The sequence below is a fragment of the Ensifer sp. ENS11 genome, from assembly GCF_014851895.1.
Classification (GTDB): Bacteria; Pseudomonadota; Alphaproteobacteria; order Rhizobiales; family Rhizobiaceae; genus Ensifer; species Ensifer canadensis.
In genome coordinates this window covers 1-16,279 of record NZ_JACVAN010000035.1, presented here as the reverse complement: position 1 = coordinate 16,279, position 16,279 = coordinate 1, and the positions used below count along the sequence as shown (strand labels likewise).

The following is a 16,279-nucleotide window of genomic DNA, read 5'->3' as shown; positions in this document are numbered from 1 at the left end:
GGTGGGCAGAACAAGGGTCGTGTTCCAGCCCGCAGATATTGACGGCCAACAAATTCTCAGGACATAAGACGCGCGGAAATGCAAGCACGGACAAGCGTAGTGTGACCCTGCAGGGTGCGACTGGTGCAGGCCGTGCACAGCGAACGGCTTGAACAATGATCGAGGCACACCTCACGGCGCGGATAAGCGACCTGGCTGATTTGGAAGCCTCCGTGCGCGGTTCGAAATACGTGATCGGCGAGAACTCGGTCATCGACAGTTTCGTGAAGTTCAAGCCGGCCGGCGGCAGTGGCGACATCGTGATCGGCCGCAACTGCACGATCAACAGTGGATGCGTTTTCTACAGCGGTCACGGCATCACCATCGGCGACAATGTCTTGATCGCCGCGAATTGTACGCTTGCACCCGTCAATCACGAATTCCGCGACAAGAGCCGCCCGATACGTGAGCAGGGCTTCCAGGAAAGCAGAGGCGGTATCGTCATCGAGGACGATGTCTGGCTTGGGGCCAATTGTGTGCTTCTCGATGGAACTATCCTGCGCAAGGGCTGCGTGATCGCGGCAGGCAGCATCGTGCGCGGCACGGTCGAGGCCTATTCGATCACCGGCGGGAATCCATTGAGAACCCTGGGATATCGATCTTGAGATTTACCCTGCTCGGCGCCCGCGGCTTTGTCGGGCGCCACCTGTTGACCTATCTGACGTCACTCGGCCACGAAGTGATCGCCCCTGCACGCGACGCCCGCCTGACCGAGGCCTGCCATGGCACGCATGTGATCTACGCCATAGGGCTTACGGCCGACTTTCGGCAGAGACCTTTCGATACGATCGAGGCGCATGTCAGCTTGGCCGCCGAACTGCTGCGAGACTGCGACTTCACGTCGTTTCTCTATTTGTCGTCGACGCGGGTCTATGCCGGCAGCACGAACACGGACGAATTGGCAGCTTTGACCGTTCGCCCCGGCAACCCATCGGATCTGTACAATCTCTCCAAGCTTTCAGGTGAGGCAATCTGCAATGCGTCCGGCAGGCCGAATGTGCGCATCGCCCGCCTGTCCAACGTCGTCGGGCCGGCATCGGCCACATCGGAGAGTTTCATCGGCGATCTCTGTCGGGAAGCAGCGGCCGGTCACATCACGCTGCGGAGCAGTATGGCGTCGGCCAAGGACTATATCTGGATCGACGACGCGGTTAAACTCTTGACGCAAATTGCCGAAAATGGACAGGAAACGATCTACAACGTGGCGAGCGGTCAACAGACCAGCAATGCTGACTGGGTGACTGGGCTCGCTCGCCACACGGGCTGCCGGGTTGACGTCGCCGACCATGCTCCGACAATCACATTCCCACCGATAGACATCGACCGCATACGGGCCGAGTTCGCGTTTAAACCAGAGCGCGTTATCGACAGAATTGCGGACATACTCTCGTTTGCCCCTTAAAACACGCTGGCGATCCTCAGCATCGACCGAAAGGACTTCGGATGGACCCGATCAAGCAATTCTCCGCAGAGCGCATGGCTGCCATTGCCGGCTACGGCACCGACGAGGCGTTCACCGCGCTGTCGTCGCAATGGCGGCAGATGTCCATGGACAAACGCTACGTCTACAATTTCGACTGGATGGGGCGCCCGATCATCCAGTATCCGCAGGACATCCAGGCGATGCAGGAACTGGTCTGGGCGACAAAGCCGGACCTGATCATCGAGACCGGTATCGCGCATGGCGGCTCGATCGTTCTGAGCGCCTCGCTGCTGGCGATGCTGGATATGTGCGATGCGATCGAAAAAGGCGTCACGATCGATCCGAAGGTCTCGAACCGCAAGGTGATCGGCATCGATATCGACATCCGCAAGCACAATCGCAAGGCCATTGAAGAGCATCCAATGGCGTCGAGAATCCAGCTGATCGAAGGTTCCTCGATCGCCAAGGACGTCGTTGACCAGGTTCAACAGGCGGCGCAGGGATACGAACGGGTAATGGTGTGCCTCGACTCCATGCACACGCACGATCACGTGCTCGCCGAACTGGAAGCCTATGCCCCCCTCGTCACCTCGGGATGCTACTGCGTGGTGTTCGATACATTCGTCGAGGACCTCCCACGGGACTTCTTCAATGACCGTCCGTGGAACGTCGGCGACAACCCCAAGACGGCCGTGCGCGCCTATCTGGCGGACCATCCCGAATTCAGCGTCAATGGCGAAATTGACGGCAAGCTTCTGGTGACCGTGGCTCCGGAGGGCTTTCTTCTCAGGGCCTAGCAGCCCGTTGGAGAACCCACTCGTCAGCGTATCGATCGAAAGTGTGCGTCAAAAAAAGCGATTTCTCGCTGCCAATAAACCGAAATTGCGTAAGCGATTGCAGATGTAGATCGGGCAAGCGGCTGCTGATATAGAGGGGCCGTCCGCGGCAGATAGCGCTATTGGAGCAATCCTTCACGGTATTATATCGTAAACTGCGTCAAGGGGCAGTCGTATGAAAGTTGTCATTCTTGCGGGTGGCTACGGGACCCGCATCTCGGAAGAGAGCCATCTGCGCCCGAAGCCGATGATCGAGATCGGCGGGCGGCCGATCCTCTGGCACATCATGAAGATCTATAGCCACTATGGCTTCTCGGACTTCGTCATCTGCCTCGGTTACCGTGGCTATATGATCAAGGAGTACTTCTCCAACTACATCCTCCACTCATCCGACGTGACCTATGACATGGCGACGGGTGAAACGCTGTTTCACTCCAACAAGGCTGAACCTTGGCGCGTGACACTGGTAGATACGGGCACGGAATCGATGACCGGTGGACGGCTGAAGCGCGTGGCGGACCACTTGGGTGATACGTTCTGCCTGACCTATGGGGACGGCGTTGCCGATGTCGATATCAAGGCGCTGACCGACTTTCATCTTCGCCACGGCAGAGAAGCAACGGTTACCAGCGTCATGCCGCCGGGGCGTTACGGTGCGCTGGCGACCCATGACGGCGAGGTGCGAAGCTTCACGGAAAAGCCGGCCGGCGACAACGGCCGCATCAATGGCGGCTTCTTCGTGCTGAACCGAAGCGTTCTCGATCGCATCGAGGGCGACAGCACGTCCTTCGAGGGCAAGCCACTGGAGGGCCTTGCCAGAGACCGGCAACTGATGGCCTTCCCCCACGATGGCTTCTGGCGACCGATGGATACCCTGCGCGACAAGACCCAACTCGAAGAGCTCTGGCAGCAGGGCTCGGCGCCGTGGAAAATCTGGGCATGAGCCGCCTGGCAAACCGGAACTTCTGGGCGGGCAAGCGCATCTTTCTAACCGGGCATACCGGGTTCAAGGGAAGCTGGGCGCAGCTGTGGCTCAGGCAAATGGGTGCCGACGTCACCGGCTATGCGCTGGCGCCGCTCGCCGAGCCGTCGTTGCACACCCTTTTGCGACAGGCTGACGGCAAGGAGCATCTCGGCGACATCCGCAACGCCGATGCGCTCGCGGCCGCGGTGCAAAAGAGCAATCCCGAGATCATCCTGCACATGGCGGCACAGCCGCTGGTGCGAGAAAGCTACAGAACCCCTGCCGAAACATTCGATGTCAATGTCATGGGCACCGTGCGCCTGCTCGAGGCAGCACGCATTGCTCCGGCATTGAAGGCAATCGTCGTGGTCACGACCGACAAGGTCTACCGCAACGACGAAAGCGGAAGGCACTTTCCCGAAGATGCGACGCTCGGCGGGCACGATCCCTATTCCGGCTCCAAGGCCGCCTGTGAACTGGTCGTCTCGACCTGGCGTGATGCCTTCCTGCGTGAGCGCGGCATCCGGGTAGCGACAGCACGCGGCGGCAACGTGCTCGGTGGCGGCGATTTTTCGACCGACCGACTGGTGCCCGACATTGTCCGCGCTGCTCTGTCCGGCAAGGCGCTCGATATTCGCAGCCCCATGGCGACGAGGCCGTGGCAGCATGTGCTTGACTGCCTCAACGGCTATTTCGTCTATGCCGAAGCGCTCTATGCCGGCGAGACTGCCGTTGATGCCCTGAACTTCGGCCCCTCGCCTGCCGAGCGTCAGATCCCCGTCCGTGACGTCGCCTCAGCGGTCCAGGCCGCGATGGGCCTGCCGCCGCAATGGCGCGATGTTTCCTCGACCGACCAGCCGCGGGAAATGCAGACGCTCGGGCTCGATCCGGCGCTTGCCGCCATGACTCTCTCTTGGGCCTCCCGACTTTCGCAAGACGAAGCGATCGCGTGGACGGCAAACTGGTACGACGGTTGGCGCAAGGGCGGCGACGCTCGCGCTCTGACGCTCGACCAGATCGACGCATTCATGAAAGGCTGACGACCCAATGTCCCACAACTGCCGCTTCTGCTCGACCCCGCTTAAGACCGTCGTCGCCGATCTGGGATCGACCCCCTGGTCCAACTCCTTCCTGGAGCCGACCGAGGAAGCGATCGCGCGTGAACGCGCCTTCCCGCTAAAGGCAATGGTCTGTTCCGAGTGCCTGCTCGTTCAGACGACGGAAACCGTGCCGGCCGATGAAATCTTCACCGATGGCTATGCCTATCTCTCCTCCTTTTCGAGCAGCTGGCTCGATCACGCCCGTCGCTACGCCGATGCCATGACCGAGCGCTTCCAGCTCGATGGAGCCTCGCAGGTGGTGGAGATCGCGTCCAATGACGGCTACCTGCTGCAATATTTCGTCGCCAAGGATATTCCGGTTCTGGGCATCGAGCCCGCAGCCAACGCGGCCAAGATCGCCGAGACCCGCAACGTTCCGACCGAGGTCGCCTTTTTCGGCCGGAAGACGGCAACGGACCTGGTTGCCCGCGGCATCCGTGCGGACCTGACTGCCGCCAACAATGTGCTGGCGCACGTGCCCGACATCGCCGATTTCGTCGCCGGCTTTGCAATTCTGCTGAAGCCGGATGGCGTCGCAACATTCGAGTTTCCGCATCTGCTGCGCCTGATGGAAGGCGTCCAGTTCGACACGATCTATCACGAACACTATTCCTATCTCTCACTGGCGGCGGTTGAACGCATTTTTGCAGCATCCGGCCTGAAGGTCTTCGATGTGGAAGAGTTGCCGACCCACGGCGGCTCGCTACGGGTTTTCGCCCAGACCGAAACCGGCACGCGCCCGGCGACGGAGCGCCTGGCATCGATACGTGCGAGCGAAGAGGCCGCTGGCCTCACGCAGATGGAGACCTACGCGAAATTCGATACGCGCATCGCCGCTGTCTGCCAGGGATTCCGTGACTTCCTCGCTCTCGCCAAATCCGAGGGCAAGACGGTCGCTGCCTATGGTGCAGCCGCGAAGGGCAATACCTTCCTCAATGTCTGCGGCGTGAAGCCCGGCGAGATCGCCTTTGCGGTCGATCGCAACGACCTCAAGCAGGGCAAGCTTTTGCCCGGCACCCACATCCCGGTGCATGCGCCGAGCCACCTGGAGGTGGCCAAGCCGGACTATCTCGTTATCCTTCCCTGGAACCTGACCGACGAAATCGTCGCTGACAATGCCACCATCCGCGCCTGGGGCGGTCGTTTCGTCGTCGCCATACCATTCGTCCGCTTGATTTAGGCCAACTCTTCATCAAAATCCGCGATAACGGCGAAGGAAACGGCATCGGGCAGGAGCACAATGTCCAGGATCGATCTTTGCATTGTCGCAACCAGGCGACCGGAGTTGCTTTCAGCAACGCTGAACAGCTTCCGTGAAAAGGTCCTATGCCGTTTTGATGTGGGGATCGCCCATCTCAATCTCGATCCCGTCTTCGGCTCGCCGGAGGATCATGCCGCCTGCGTCGACATCGTTCGCGGCCATTTCCCCGACGCGACGATCTCCGAACCGCAGCATCCGGGTTTTTGCGCCGCAGTCGCAAGAGTATGGGCCGCGACCACGTCGGACTATGTCTTCCATCTGGAAGACGACTGGGTCGCGCTGCGCGACGTGGGCGAGGATCTGCTGGCCCCCTTTGCCGATCCGTCGATCATGCAGGTGTCGTTTCACACCGCCGATCAGAACTGGGATATCCGCCGAAAAGGGCACTTCCATCAGCGAAACGAGTATGGCCGCCTGCTTGGGATCAAGATCCCGCTCTTCCGCACCTTCCCGAAATTCACGACCTCCCCATCTATCCTGCGCGGGACGTTCGCGCGCCGCTGCGCCGAGATGATGGACTTGTCGCGCGACCCGGAGAAGCAGTTCTATTCCGGCGTCAACCCGGCATTGGAAGGCTACGTCGCAGGCTACCGCAACTACATCTTCTCGCCGGAAAGAAAGCCGGTCATTCGCGACATGGGACGCGAGTGGCGCGAGCAGCGCAACATCCGCAAGGTCATTGCCAACGCCACATCGATCTGGGAGAAGGCAAGCTAACGCCTTATTTTTCTTCCAAAATCGGAATCGGTTGCGGGAGAAATCAATGCCACGTGCTTAAAGGCGCCATGGCGTCCATATGTGACGCGCGCTCCTCGTCGCGCGCTGCGCGCCTCAACGAGAGGCCCAACTATTCCAGGGTCCTTGGACCACAGTCGGGCCCTGTCAGGCCCAACTGTGCAACCCTTGAAGTCAGGCAGCGGCACCCTTGCGCTGGAAGCCCTTGCTCGCAACCATCAGGTTGCGCGTGTACTCTTCGCCGATCCGCCCGGCGACAAGATCCGCCGAGGACAGGCGTTCGACCACCCGTCCGTTCTGCATCACCGCCAGGCGGTCGCACATGTGCGTGACGACGCCGAGGTCGTGGCTGACCATGATGAAGGTGAGCTTTCGGTCGCGTCGAACCTGTTCGAGCAGGTTCAGGACCTCGGCCTGCACGGAGGCGTCGAGCGCCGAAGTCGGCTCATCGAGAAGCAGGATCGAGGGCTCGAGGATCAGCGCCCGGGCAATGGCAATGCGCTGGCGCTGGCCGCCGGACAGCTGATGCGGGTAGCGGAAGCGGAAGCCCGAGCCGAGGCCGACTTCATCGAGCGCCTTCAGAATGCGGCGTTCGCCATCGGCAACGCCGTGAATGGCGAGAGGTTCGAGCAATTGGCGGTCGATCGTCTGGCGCGGATGCAGCGAACCATAGGGGTCCTGGAACACCATCTGCACGTCGCGATAAAACGCCTTGTCCCGGCGGTTGCCGATCAGAACCCGGTCATGCACGCGGACCTTGCCTGACGTCACCGGCGCAAGGCCGGCGACCGCGCGAAGCAAGGTCGACTTGCCCGAACCGGATTCACCGACGAGCCCGAAGGATTCACCGGGCGCGACGTCGATGCTGACGTCGTCCAGCGCCTTGAACTCGTCATAGGTGACGACAAGATTTTCGACGGATACGGTGGCGGTCGTCATAGGGCCCACTCCGGTTTGCGATCAAGAACCGGCAGGGGATGGCGATCGGAACCGATGGCCGGCATGCAGTTCAACAGGCCCTGGGTATAGGGATGTTTGGCGTTTGCGAGGTCGGAAGCGGCCAGTTCCTCGACGATCTTTCCGGCATACATGACGATGACGCGGTCGCAGAACGACGACACCAGCCGCAGGTCGTGCGAAACAAAGATCAGGCCCATGCCGCGATCGGCGACCAGCTTGTCGAGGATCGACAACACTTCGAGCTGGACCGTCACGTCGAGCGCCGAAGTCGGTTCGTCGGCGATCAGAAGTTCCGGGCCAGCCACCAGCATCATCGCGATCATCGCGCGCTGCCCCATGCCACCCGAGACTTCGTGCGGGTAGAGATCATAGACGCGCCCGGGATCACGGATCTGCACGGCCTCCAGCATGTCAAGCGCCCGCTCACGCGCTTCCGCGCGGCTGACGCTCTCATGGCGTTTGAGGGTCTCGACAATCTGCCGGCCGATGCTCATCACCGGGTTCAGCGAGTATTTCGGGTCCTGCAGGATCATGGCGATGCGCTTGCCGCGCAAATCCCGACGCACCTTCGGCGCGGCCGAAAGCAGGTCGATGCCTTCGAAGGAAAGCGTCTTGGCCGTGACCCGCGCATGCGCCGGCGTCAGACCCATGATCGCCCGCCCCGTCTGCGACTTGCCGGAGCCGCTCTCGCCGACAATGCCGAGGCGCTCGCGGCCGAGCGTGAACGAGACCCCGCGCACGGCCTCAACCACCCCTGTGCGGGTTGGAAACGAGACCTTCAGGTCGTCAACGGTCAGAAGCGGGTTCATTGTCCGCTCTCCCGCGGGTCGAGCGCGTCGCGCAGGCCGTCGCCAAGCAAGTTGAAGCCGAGGCTGACGATCAGGATCGCGACGCCGGGCATGGTGGCAACCCACCACTGGTCGAGGATGAAGCGGCGACCGGATGCGATCATCGCGCCCCATTCCGGCAGCGGCGGCTGTGCGCCGAGGCCGAGGAAGCCGAGGCCCGCGGCCGTCAGGATGATGCCGGCCATGTCGAGTGTGACGCGCACGATCAGCGACGACATGCACATCGGCATCACATGCCGGAAGACGATGCGGGTCGGCGACGCGCCCATCAGTTGCACCGCGGCGATGTAGTCGGAATTGCGCACCGTCAGCGTCTCGGCGCGCGCAATGCGGGCATAGGGTGGCCAGGAGGTAATGGCGATGGCGATGACGGCATTCTCGATGCCCGGGCCAAGCGCTGCCACGAAAGCGAGAGCCAGAACCAGCTTCGGAAAGGCGAGGAAGATATCGGTGATGCGCATCAGCACCGCATCGACCCATCCGCCGGCATAGCCAGCGACCGCGCCGACGATGAGGCCGACGGGTGCGGCGATGATCGCGACCAAAAGCACGACGGCAAGCGTCAGCCGCGAGCCGTGGATGAGCCGAGAGAGAATGTCTCTTCCGAGATCATCGGTGCCGAGCAGATAACCCTGGGTGCCGGGCGGCAGCAAGCGGGCATTGGCGAGGTCGCCGATATAGGGCGAATGCGGTGCCAGCACGTTGGCGAAAGCGGCGACGAACACCAATGCCAGCAGGATCAACAGGCCGAGAACGGCCAGCTTGTTGGCGGAAAAGCGCTGCCAGGTCATGTAGGCGCGGCCGAGGCGCGCCTGGGTGCGCGATTGCGGCCGGTCGGACAACAGCCATTCGCGGCGTGTCATCGGGCGTGTTTCAGTGACGGTGCTCATCGCTGGCGCGTCCTTGGGTCAAGCGTCCGATAGAGAAGATCGGACAGCAGATTGATGCCGATGAAGACCGAACCGATGACGATGGTGCCACCGAGAACGGCATTCATGTCGGCATTCTGCAGCGAATTGGTGATGTAGAGGCCAAGGCCCGGCCAGGCGAAGACGGTTTCGGTCAAGACCGAACCTTCGAGCAGCCCGGCATAGGAAAGCGCAATCACGGTCACGAGCGGCACGGCGGCATTTCGCAGCGCATGGCCCCAGATGATGCGGGATTCCGAGAGCCCCTTGGCGCGGGCGGCAACGATGTATTCCTGCTGCAACTCATTGAGCATGAAGCTGCGCGTCATGCGGCTGATATAGGCCAGCGAGAAATAACCGAGCAGCGATGCCGGCAGGATGATGTGGCGGAAGACGTCCCACAGCACATCCCACTGACGTTGCCAGAGCGCGTCGAACAGGTAGAAGCCGGTGATCGGCGTGAAGGTGTATTCGAAAACGATATCGATACGGCCGGGATAGGCGACCCACTTCAGCCGGGCGTAGAACACGAGGAGCGACAGCAGCGCCAGCCAGAAGATCGGCACGGAATAGCCGACAAGGCCGATAATGCGCACGATCTGGTCGGCGATGCTGCCGCGCTTGACGGCAGCGAGAACACCGAGCGGCACGCCGAAGATGGCGCCGAGCAGGGTGCCGAGCGTCGCAAGCTCCATGGTCGCCGGGAACACGCGGCGGATATCGGTCATCACAGGGTTGGTCGTCAGCACTGAAATACCGAAGTCGCCGGTCAGCGCCTGGCGCACATAGATCAAGAATTGTTGGTACAGGGGCAGGTTCAGCCCCATCGCCTCGCGCGTCCTTTCGACGACATGCGTCGGCGCCCGGTCGCCGAGGACGGCGAGCACCGGGTCGATCGGGATCACCCGGCCGATGAAGAAGGTCACGGCCAGAAGGCCGAGATAGGTGGTGACGACGATCACGAGGAAGCGCAACACGGCGCCCATGATCTTCGCCGGACGGGCGCGTCGGCGCCCGCCCATCCGTTCTGTTCCGCTCATGCTCAAGGGAACTATCCTTTCGGGTTATTCCTTCGAGATGCCAGCAACGAAGTTGGTGTCGAAGCTCGGGCCGAGCTTCAGGCCCTTGACGTTGCCGCGGTAGCCGGCAACTTCGGTCTGCTGGAAGATGATCACGAACGGGCTTTCGCCGAGAACGGTCTTCTGCAGTTCCTTGTAGGTTTCCGCACGCTTGGCGCTGTCACGCTCGAGCAGGGCATCCTTGGTCTTCTTCGTCAGTTCCGGAACGTCCCAGGCATTGCGCCAGGCAAGCGTCTTGTTCTTGCCTTCGTCGGAGTTGTCCGGGTTGCTGGTGAAGGTTTCGGCATTCGAGTTCGGGTCGAAATAGTCCATGCCCCACTGACCGATATACATGTCGTGGTTGCGGGCACGGTACTTCGTCAGCGTCTGCTTGCCGTCGCCGGGGATGATCTCCAGCTTCACGCCGGCCTGGCCGAGTGTCTGCTGGAAGGATTCGGCAATGCCGGTGACCGGCTGGCCGTTGCGCACGTCCATGGTGACGGTGAAGCCGTCAGCGAGACCGGCCTTGGCCAAGAGTTCCTTCGCCTTGGCGACGTCGAACTTGTAGGGGTTCTCGTCGAGGGCACCCAGCACGCCCTTCGGCAGGAAGCTCTGGTGGATCTCGCCGATGCCCTTGATGATCGTCGAGCCGATCGCATCGTAATCGACCAGATACTTGAAGGCCTCGCGCACCTCGGGCTTGGCAAGGTTGGCATTCTTCTGGTTGAGGCTGATGTAATAGACCGTGCCCTTCGGCGCATTGGTCGTGCCGAGGTCGGCATTCTTCGCAACGGCGTCGAAATCGCCCGGCTCCAGGTTGCGCGCGATGTCGATGTCGCCGGCTTCCAGCGCCAGGCGCTGGCCCGAGCTTTCCTTCATGTGACGATAGATGACGCGGGCGAGCTTGGCCTGTTCGCCATAGTAGTTGTCGTTGCGCTCGAGAACGATGACTTCGTTGGCGCGCCATTCGCGCAGCTTGAACGGACCCGAACCGGCATAGCCGGTCTTCAGCCATTCGTTGCCGAAGTCGTTGTCGTACTTGTAGTCATCCGTTGGCGTGACCGGCTTGACGTTTTCGAGCACCAGCTTCTTGTCGAGCACGGCACCAACGGTCGCCGTCAGGCAGTTCAAGACAAAGCTCGGCGCATAGGGTTGGTCGACGGTGAAGACGAAGGTCGTATCGTCTACGGCCTTGGCCTTTTCCGTCACGTTGTCGCCGGTAAGGCCGAACTGGGTGAGGATGAAGGCGGGGCTCTTGTCGAGCTTGACAGCGCGCTCGAACGACCAGGCGACATCAGCAGCGGTTACCGGGTTGCCGGAGGCGAACTTCAGGCCGGACTTCAGCTTGAACGTATAGGTCAGACCATCATCGGAAACCGTCCAGCTGTCGGCGAGATCGCCGACAATCTTGGTGGTGTCGTTGATGTCGAGGCGCACCAGCATGCTGTAGGTGTTGCCGGTGATTTCGGCCGCGGTCAGCTCGAAGGCTTCGCCCGGATCCATGGAAATAACGTCGTCGATCGCAAAGGCTTCGACCAGCGTGTCCTTCGGCGTTTCGGCAAAGGCCGGTGCGGTCGCGGCCATCACCATGGCCAGCGCTGCCGAAGCGGTCAGAAGACGAAGACGTCCATTGAGCTTGTGCATCATTTTTTTGCAGTTCCCTCGTTTGTGCCCTTTGGGGGCTCTTCTTCATGGATCAGGCGGCCTCGTGCCAAGCCTGCCCCAGAACTCTCAGCCAGTTCTCCCGGCATATCTTTGCCAGTTCGGCGTCACCATATCCGGCGCCACTAAGCGCGGCAACGAGCTTCTGGCTGCCCGCAGCGTCGGCGATGTCTTCCGGTATCGTCGCGCCGTCGAAGTCCGAACCGAGCCCGACGCAGTCGATGCCCATGCGCTCGACCATGTAGTCGATGTGGCGGACCATATCGGAAAGCGGTGTCGCCGCATTTTCCTGCGCGTCGGCGCGCAGCATCGTGGTTGCGTAGTTGAGGCCGACGAGCCCCTTGCTCTCGCTGACGGCATCCAGCTGCTTGTCTGTGAGATTACGCGCAACCGCCGTCAGTGCATGGGCGTTCGAATGGCTGACAACCAGCGGCTGGTCGCTCGTCTTGGCGACATCCCAGAAGCCCTTCTCGGTGATGTGGGCGAGATCGATCAGGATGCCCAAGCGGTTGCACGCCTTCACCAGTTCGAAGCCGGCCTCGGTCAGGCCAGGCGCCGTATCGGGCGACATCGGGAAGGCAAAGGGCACGCCGTGGGCAAAGACGTTGTGGCGGCTCCACACCGGTCCAAGCGAACGCAGGCCAGCGGCGTAGAAGGTTTCGAGTGCGGACAGATCGGCACCAATGGCTTCGCAGCCTTCCATGTGCAGAACGGATGCAAAAGTGCCCTGCCCGGCTGCATCGCGGATCTCCGCCGTCGACCGGCAAAGCTTCCAGGCACCGGCGCGGTCGAGACGAACCGCAATATCGGCCATCTCGACGGCAACGCCGAGCGACGGCAAATGCTCGAGCGGTGCCGAGAGCGGCGTGACATAGTGGCCGTTCTCGTCCGGCCCCGCCAGCACCAGATCGCCGGAGGGCACGTAGATGGCGCAGAGACCGCCAATGAGACCGCCGGCTTTCGAACGTGGCGCATCGATATGCCCCTTATCGGTACCCTCGACGAACTCGGCAACGGAGTCGCTTCCCTTGCGTGCGTTCTGCCACAGCCGCAGAAGCACGTCATTATGGCCATCGAAAACCGCCTGCATTCCGGATTTCCTTATGTTTTCAGGGAGATCAGATGAGGCATGCGATGCCGCACCGAAAGAAGGAAGATCGGATGCTATTGAAAGGTCAAACCCTTTTCAATGAATATCGAGGGGTTTTACCCAGGGCCGCCTGTCGCGAAATGTTGCATGTTTGCCGCACGTGCGACGCCAGAAAGGTCCCGAACAGGCCGAAAAGCTATTCCGAGGGCAGAAATCCTGCCATTTCTCAGGCAAGAGAATTGCCTGGTCCCGATGACGGATCGGCACGCCGCATGATGCGGCATTGGGGGTTTTGTTGCTGCGTTTGTTCTCTCTGGCTGGCCGACCGGGCCAAATCAGCCGCGTCGCCAGCATATTGTTCCTGGCATCCTTTCTCGCAGCCTGCGCCAGCCGGCCCGTCGGCGTGCTCGTTCCCTCGGGAACGGCCGGCGGCGCTTCGGAGGTCGACCTGCTGGTCGCCACCACCCGCGCGCCCTCTACTGAGCCGGGCGTGCTTTTCAGCGGTGAGCGCTCGGACGAACTCTCATTGACGGAAATCGTCGTCTCGATCCCGCCGGGCAAGAACCGCGAGGTCGGTCAGGTTCAATGGCCGAAGAAACTGCCTGCCAATCCCGAACGCGAGTTTTCAACGGTCAGCGTAACGCCGCTCAAGGGCAAGGATGATGCGCAGTCCTGGCTGAAGGGCAACCTGCCGAAAAGCCGGCGCGTGCTGATCTTCGTTCACGGTTTCAACAACCGTTATGAGGATGCGGTCTATCGTTATGCCCAGATCGTCCACGATTCAGGAACGGACGTCGCGCCGGTGATCTTCACCTGGCCGTCGCGCGCCAGCGTCTTCGACTACAATTACGACAAGGAAAGCACCAACTATTCCCGCGATGCGCTGGAAGATTTGCTGCGCCGCGCTTCCCGCGACCCGAAGGTCGGCGAAATCACCGTCATGGCCCACTCGATGGGATCCTGGGTCACGGTCGAGGCGCTCAGACAGATGGCAATCCGCGACGGCCGCATTGCACCGAAGATTACCGACGTCATTCTCGCCTCGCCGGATCTCGACGTCGACGTGTTCGGCAAGCAGATCCAGGCGATGGGCAAGGCACGGCCGAAATTCACGCTGTTCGTGTCACGCGACGACCGCGCGCTCAACCTCTCGCGCCGGATCTCCGGCAATATCGATCGGCTCGGGCAGATCGACCCGACGGTCGAGCCTTATCGCACCCAGCTGGAACAGGCCGGTATCACCGTTCTCGACCTGACGGCACTCAAGGGCGGCGACAAGCTGAATCATGGAAAATTCGCCGAAAGCCCTGAGGTTGTGCAACTGCTCGGCAACCGGCTGATCGCCGGGCAGACGGTGACCGATTCCGATGTCGGCCTCGGCGAACGCGTCGGCGCGGTGGCGCTGGGCACCGCCCAGACCGTCGGCAGTGCTGCCAGCATCGCGGTGTCCACGCCGATCATGATCTTCGACCCGCGTACCCGCGCCAACTACGGCAATCAGGTCCGTCGTCTTGGCCAATCAGTGGAAAATACCGTCGGCTCGACTGTTGCCCCCTGACGCCATGCCTTGTTGCACGGGCAAAGCCCGGTAGGCTATGATCTCCACGGCAACGGGAAAATGAAATGAATCTCAAGGAGTTCGCAGGCCGGCTGGGGCTATCTCAAACGACGGTCAGCCGCGCGCTCAGCGGCTATCCGGAAGTCAAGAAGGCGACGCGCGAACGGGTGCTGAAGGCGGCGGCCGAACTTGGTTACCGACCGAACACCAGCGCGCTTGGGCTTGCGACCGGACGCGTCGGCACCATCGGCATCGTCTTTCGCGGCGGCGGCGATTTCGGCCCGCACACCAGCGAGTTCATGGGTGGGCTCGGTAGCCGGCTGCAACAGGCCGACGTCGATATCCTGCTTTCAACCGTCGACAGTCGGGAAGCGGAGCTTGCGACCTATCGCCGGCTTGCAGCCAGCAAGCGCGTCGATGCGGTGATCCTGCATTCGCCCGCGGTCGACGATCCCCGCATCGCTCTGCTGACAGACCTGCGGCTGCCCTTCGTCCTGCACGGACGAACCGAGACGGCAGGCAATTTCGCCTTTCTCGACATCGACAATTACGGCGCGATCCGCCAGGCAACCGACCTACTGACCGCGCTCGGTCATCGCCGCATCGCGCTCGTCAACGGCCATCGCGGCTATACCTTTACCGAACACCGCCAGGATGGCTATGCGGCGGCGCTTGGCGCTCGCGGCATCGGCATCGATCCCAACCTGCTCGGCAACGGCGATTTCACCGACGAGATGGGCTTTCGCCTGATGCAGGGGTTTCTGGCTCAGGAGAACCGGCCGACGGCGGTGCTGGCCGGCTCGATGATGTCGGCACTCGGCGCCATGCGGGCAATCCGCAGCGCCGGAATGACGGTCGGCGAACATATCTCGCTGATCGCCCACGACGACGTCTTTCCGTATCTCAGCCCCGAGAACCTGATCCCAACGCTCACCACCACACGCTCGTCAATCCGCGCTGCGGGAACGCGGATCGCCGAAATGGTTCTGGATCTGCTTCAGGGCACGCCGGCCGCCGACCTCAACGAGGTCTGGCCGGTGGAGCTGGTCATGCGCAACTCCACCGCCCCGCCGGCCGGCTGAGGCGTTTATCAGACCGAGAGTTCGCGCCTTTCCGCCTCGGTCTCCATCGCCAGATCGAGCACCTTCTGCAGGTTTGCCGCATGGCGGAAGCCGGGCTCGACCGTCTTGGCATCCCGAACCGCGGCGACGAAGCGCTGGTAGTTGGTCGGCACCGTGCCGGCATCGACATCACGCCAGGTTGCCGTTTCAACATCCGTGCCGAGGCAGGCGCGAAGCGTCGAGCCATCGGGCGTATGAACCACTTCGAGCGCCCCCTTGTCGCCATGCAGCCGCAGCCGCAGCTCGTTGAGATGGCCGGTGGCCCAGCGGCTGGCATGGATCACGCCCATGGCGCCGTTGCCGAACTCGGCCGTCATGACGAAGCTGTCATTGGCGTCGAGGTCATATTCGCCGATGCGGTTTCCCGGCGCCTTGTCGAAGGTCTTCAGCCGCGCGAAGATCCGCTCGGCCTCGGTGCCGGCGCCATAACCGGCAAAATCGAGGATATGGATGCCGACATCGCCCAGCACACCGTTCGAGCCGTGTTTGGTCGACAGCCGCCAGAGCCATTGCGATTCCGTCGCCCAGTCGCCCCACGCCTTGGAGACGAGCCAGCTCTGCAGATAGGACGCCTCCAGATGACGCAGTTTGCCGACGTCGCCGGCCAGCACCATCGCCCGCGCCTTCTGCAGCGGCGCGACATTGCGATAGGTCAGGTTGACCATGGTCACCAGCCCCGATCGCTCGGCGGCATCGGCCATTTCCGCCGCCTTGGC

Annotated in this window: 16 protein-coding genes; 9 read left to right on the top strand and 7 right to left on the bottom strand. The window is 61.9% G+C overall.

All coding sequences use genetic code 11. The annotated features are described in order from the left end of the window. Positions 1-212: 212 nt before the first annotated feature. From IB264_RS33225 to IB264_RS33195, 7 genes are all read left to right on the top strand, one after another. A complete protein-coding gene (locus IB264_RS33225) occupies positions 213-644 on the top strand; it encodes a DapH/DapD/GlmU-related protein (RefSeq protein ID WP_239637559.1) in 432 nt (143 codons plus the stop codon). Beyond that, on the top strand, positions 641-1,441 hold the full coding sequence (locus IB264_RS33220) for an NAD(P)-dependent oxidoreductase (RefSeq protein ID WP_025428064.1): 801 nt from the start codon (positions 641-643) through the stop codon (positions 1,439-1,441). Before IB264_RS33225 ends, IB264_RS33220 begins: the two co-directional genes overlap by 4 nt. 41 nt (positions 1,442-1,482) lie before the next feature. Continuing rightward, entirely contained in the window at positions 1,483-2,259 is a 777-nt protein-coding gene (locus IB264_RS33215; protein ID WP_025428065.1) for a cephalosporin hydroxylase family protein, read from the top strand. Between the two features lie 214 nt (positions 2,260-2,473). Then, positions 2,474-3,241 carry a glucose-1-phosphate cytidylyltransferase gene (rfbF, locus tag IB264_RS33210; RefSeq protein ID WP_025428066.1) on the top strand — a complete coding sequence of 256 codons (768 nt, stop codon included), beginning with the start codon at positions 2,474-2,476 and terminating at the stop codon, positions 3,239-3,241. Further along, positions 3,238-4,302 (top strand): CDP-glucose 4,6-dehydratase, encoded by a 1,065-nt coding sequence (rfbG, locus tag IB264_RS33205; RefSeq protein WP_025428067.1) that lies wholly within the window; start codon positions 3,238-3,240, stop codon positions 4,300-4,302. The genes rfbF and rfbG overlap by 4 nt, the downstream gene beginning before the upstream one ends. Positions 4,303-4,309: 7 nt before the next feature. Further along, a complete protein-coding gene (locus IB264_RS33200) occupies positions 4,310-5,542 on the top strand; it encodes a class I SAM-dependent methyltransferase (protein WP_025428068.1) in 1,233 nt (410 codons plus the stop codon). A gap of 60 nt (positions 5,543-5,602) precedes the next feature. Continuing rightward, positions 5,603-6,340 (top strand): hypothetical protein, encoded by a 738-nt coding sequence (locus tag IB264_RS33195; RefSeq protein ID WP_038576354.1) that lies wholly within the window; start codon positions 5,603-5,605, stop codon positions 6,338-6,340. Positions 6,341-6,532: 192 nt separating this feature from the next. Here IB264_RS33195 and IB264_RS33190 read toward each other — a convergent pair whose 3' ends face one another. Genes IB264_RS33190 through IB264_RS33165 form a run of 6 tightly spaced genes read right to left on the bottom strand, consistent with a single transcriptional unit; the run spans position 6,533 to position 12,884 of the window. Beyond that, entirely contained in the window at positions 6,533-7,297 is a 765-nt protein-coding gene (locus IB264_RS33190) for an ABC transporter ATP-binding protein (protein WP_025428070.1), read from the bottom strand. Further along, positions 7,294-8,127, bottom strand: a complete 834-nt coding sequence (locus IB264_RS33185; protein WP_025428071.1) for an ABC transporter ATP-binding protein — start codon at positions 8,125-8,127, stop codon at positions 7,294-7,296. The genes IB264_RS33190 and IB264_RS33185 overlap by 4 nt, the downstream gene beginning before the upstream one ends. Then, positions 8,124-9,056, bottom strand: a complete 933-nt coding sequence (nikC, locus tag IB264_RS33180; RefSeq protein WP_025428072.1) for a nickel transporter permease — start codon at positions 9,054-9,056, stop codon at positions 8,124-8,126. Before nikC ends, IB264_RS33185 begins: the two co-directional genes overlap by 4 nt. Continuing rightward, positions 9,053-10,096, bottom strand: coding sequence for an ABC transporter permease (locus IB264_RS33175; protein WP_025428073.1), 1,044 nt, complete (start codon positions 10,094-10,096; stop codon positions 9,053-9,055). The genes nikC and IB264_RS33175 overlap by 4 nt, the downstream gene beginning before the upstream one ends. 42 nt (positions 10,097-10,138) lie before the next feature. Further along, positions 10,139-11,779, bottom strand: a complete 1,641-nt coding sequence (locus tag IB264_RS33170) for an ABC transporter substrate-binding protein (RefSeq protein WP_025428074.1) — start codon at positions 11,777-11,779, stop codon at positions 10,139-10,141. A 49-nt stretch (positions 11,780-11,828) separates the two neighbouring features. Next, on the bottom strand, positions 11,829-12,884 hold the full coding sequence (locus IB264_RS33165) for a dipeptidase (protein ID WP_025428075.1): 1,056 nt from the start codon (positions 12,882-12,884) through the stop codon (positions 11,829-11,831). A gap of 334 nt (positions 12,885-13,218) precedes the next feature. Here IB264_RS33165 and IB264_RS33160 point away from each other — a divergent pair, with 334 nt between their 5' ends. Both IB264_RS33160 and IB264_RS33155 read left to right on the top strand, forming a co-directional pair. After that, positions 13,219-14,442: an alpha/beta hydrolase gene (locus IB264_RS33160; protein WP_239637579.1), complete on the top strand. Its 1,224-nt coding sequence runs from the start codon at positions 13,219-13,221 to the stop codon at positions 14,440-14,442. A gap of 65 nt (positions 14,443-14,507) precedes the next feature. Further along, the gene (locus IB264_RS33155) at positions 14,508-15,524 is read left to right on the top strand and encodes a substrate-binding domain-containing protein (RefSeq protein WP_025428077.1); all 1,017 of its coding nucleotides are present in this window, start codon (positions 14,508-14,510) and stop codon (positions 15,522-15,524) included. Between the two features lie 8 nt (positions 15,525-15,532). On the opposite strand, the gene IB264_RS33150 is transcribed toward IB264_RS33155, so the two are convergent. Then, on the bottom strand, positions 15,533-16,279 hold a 747-nt coding region (locus tag IB264_RS33150; protein WP_192435200.1), incomplete at its 5' end, for a Gfo/Idh/MocA family protein.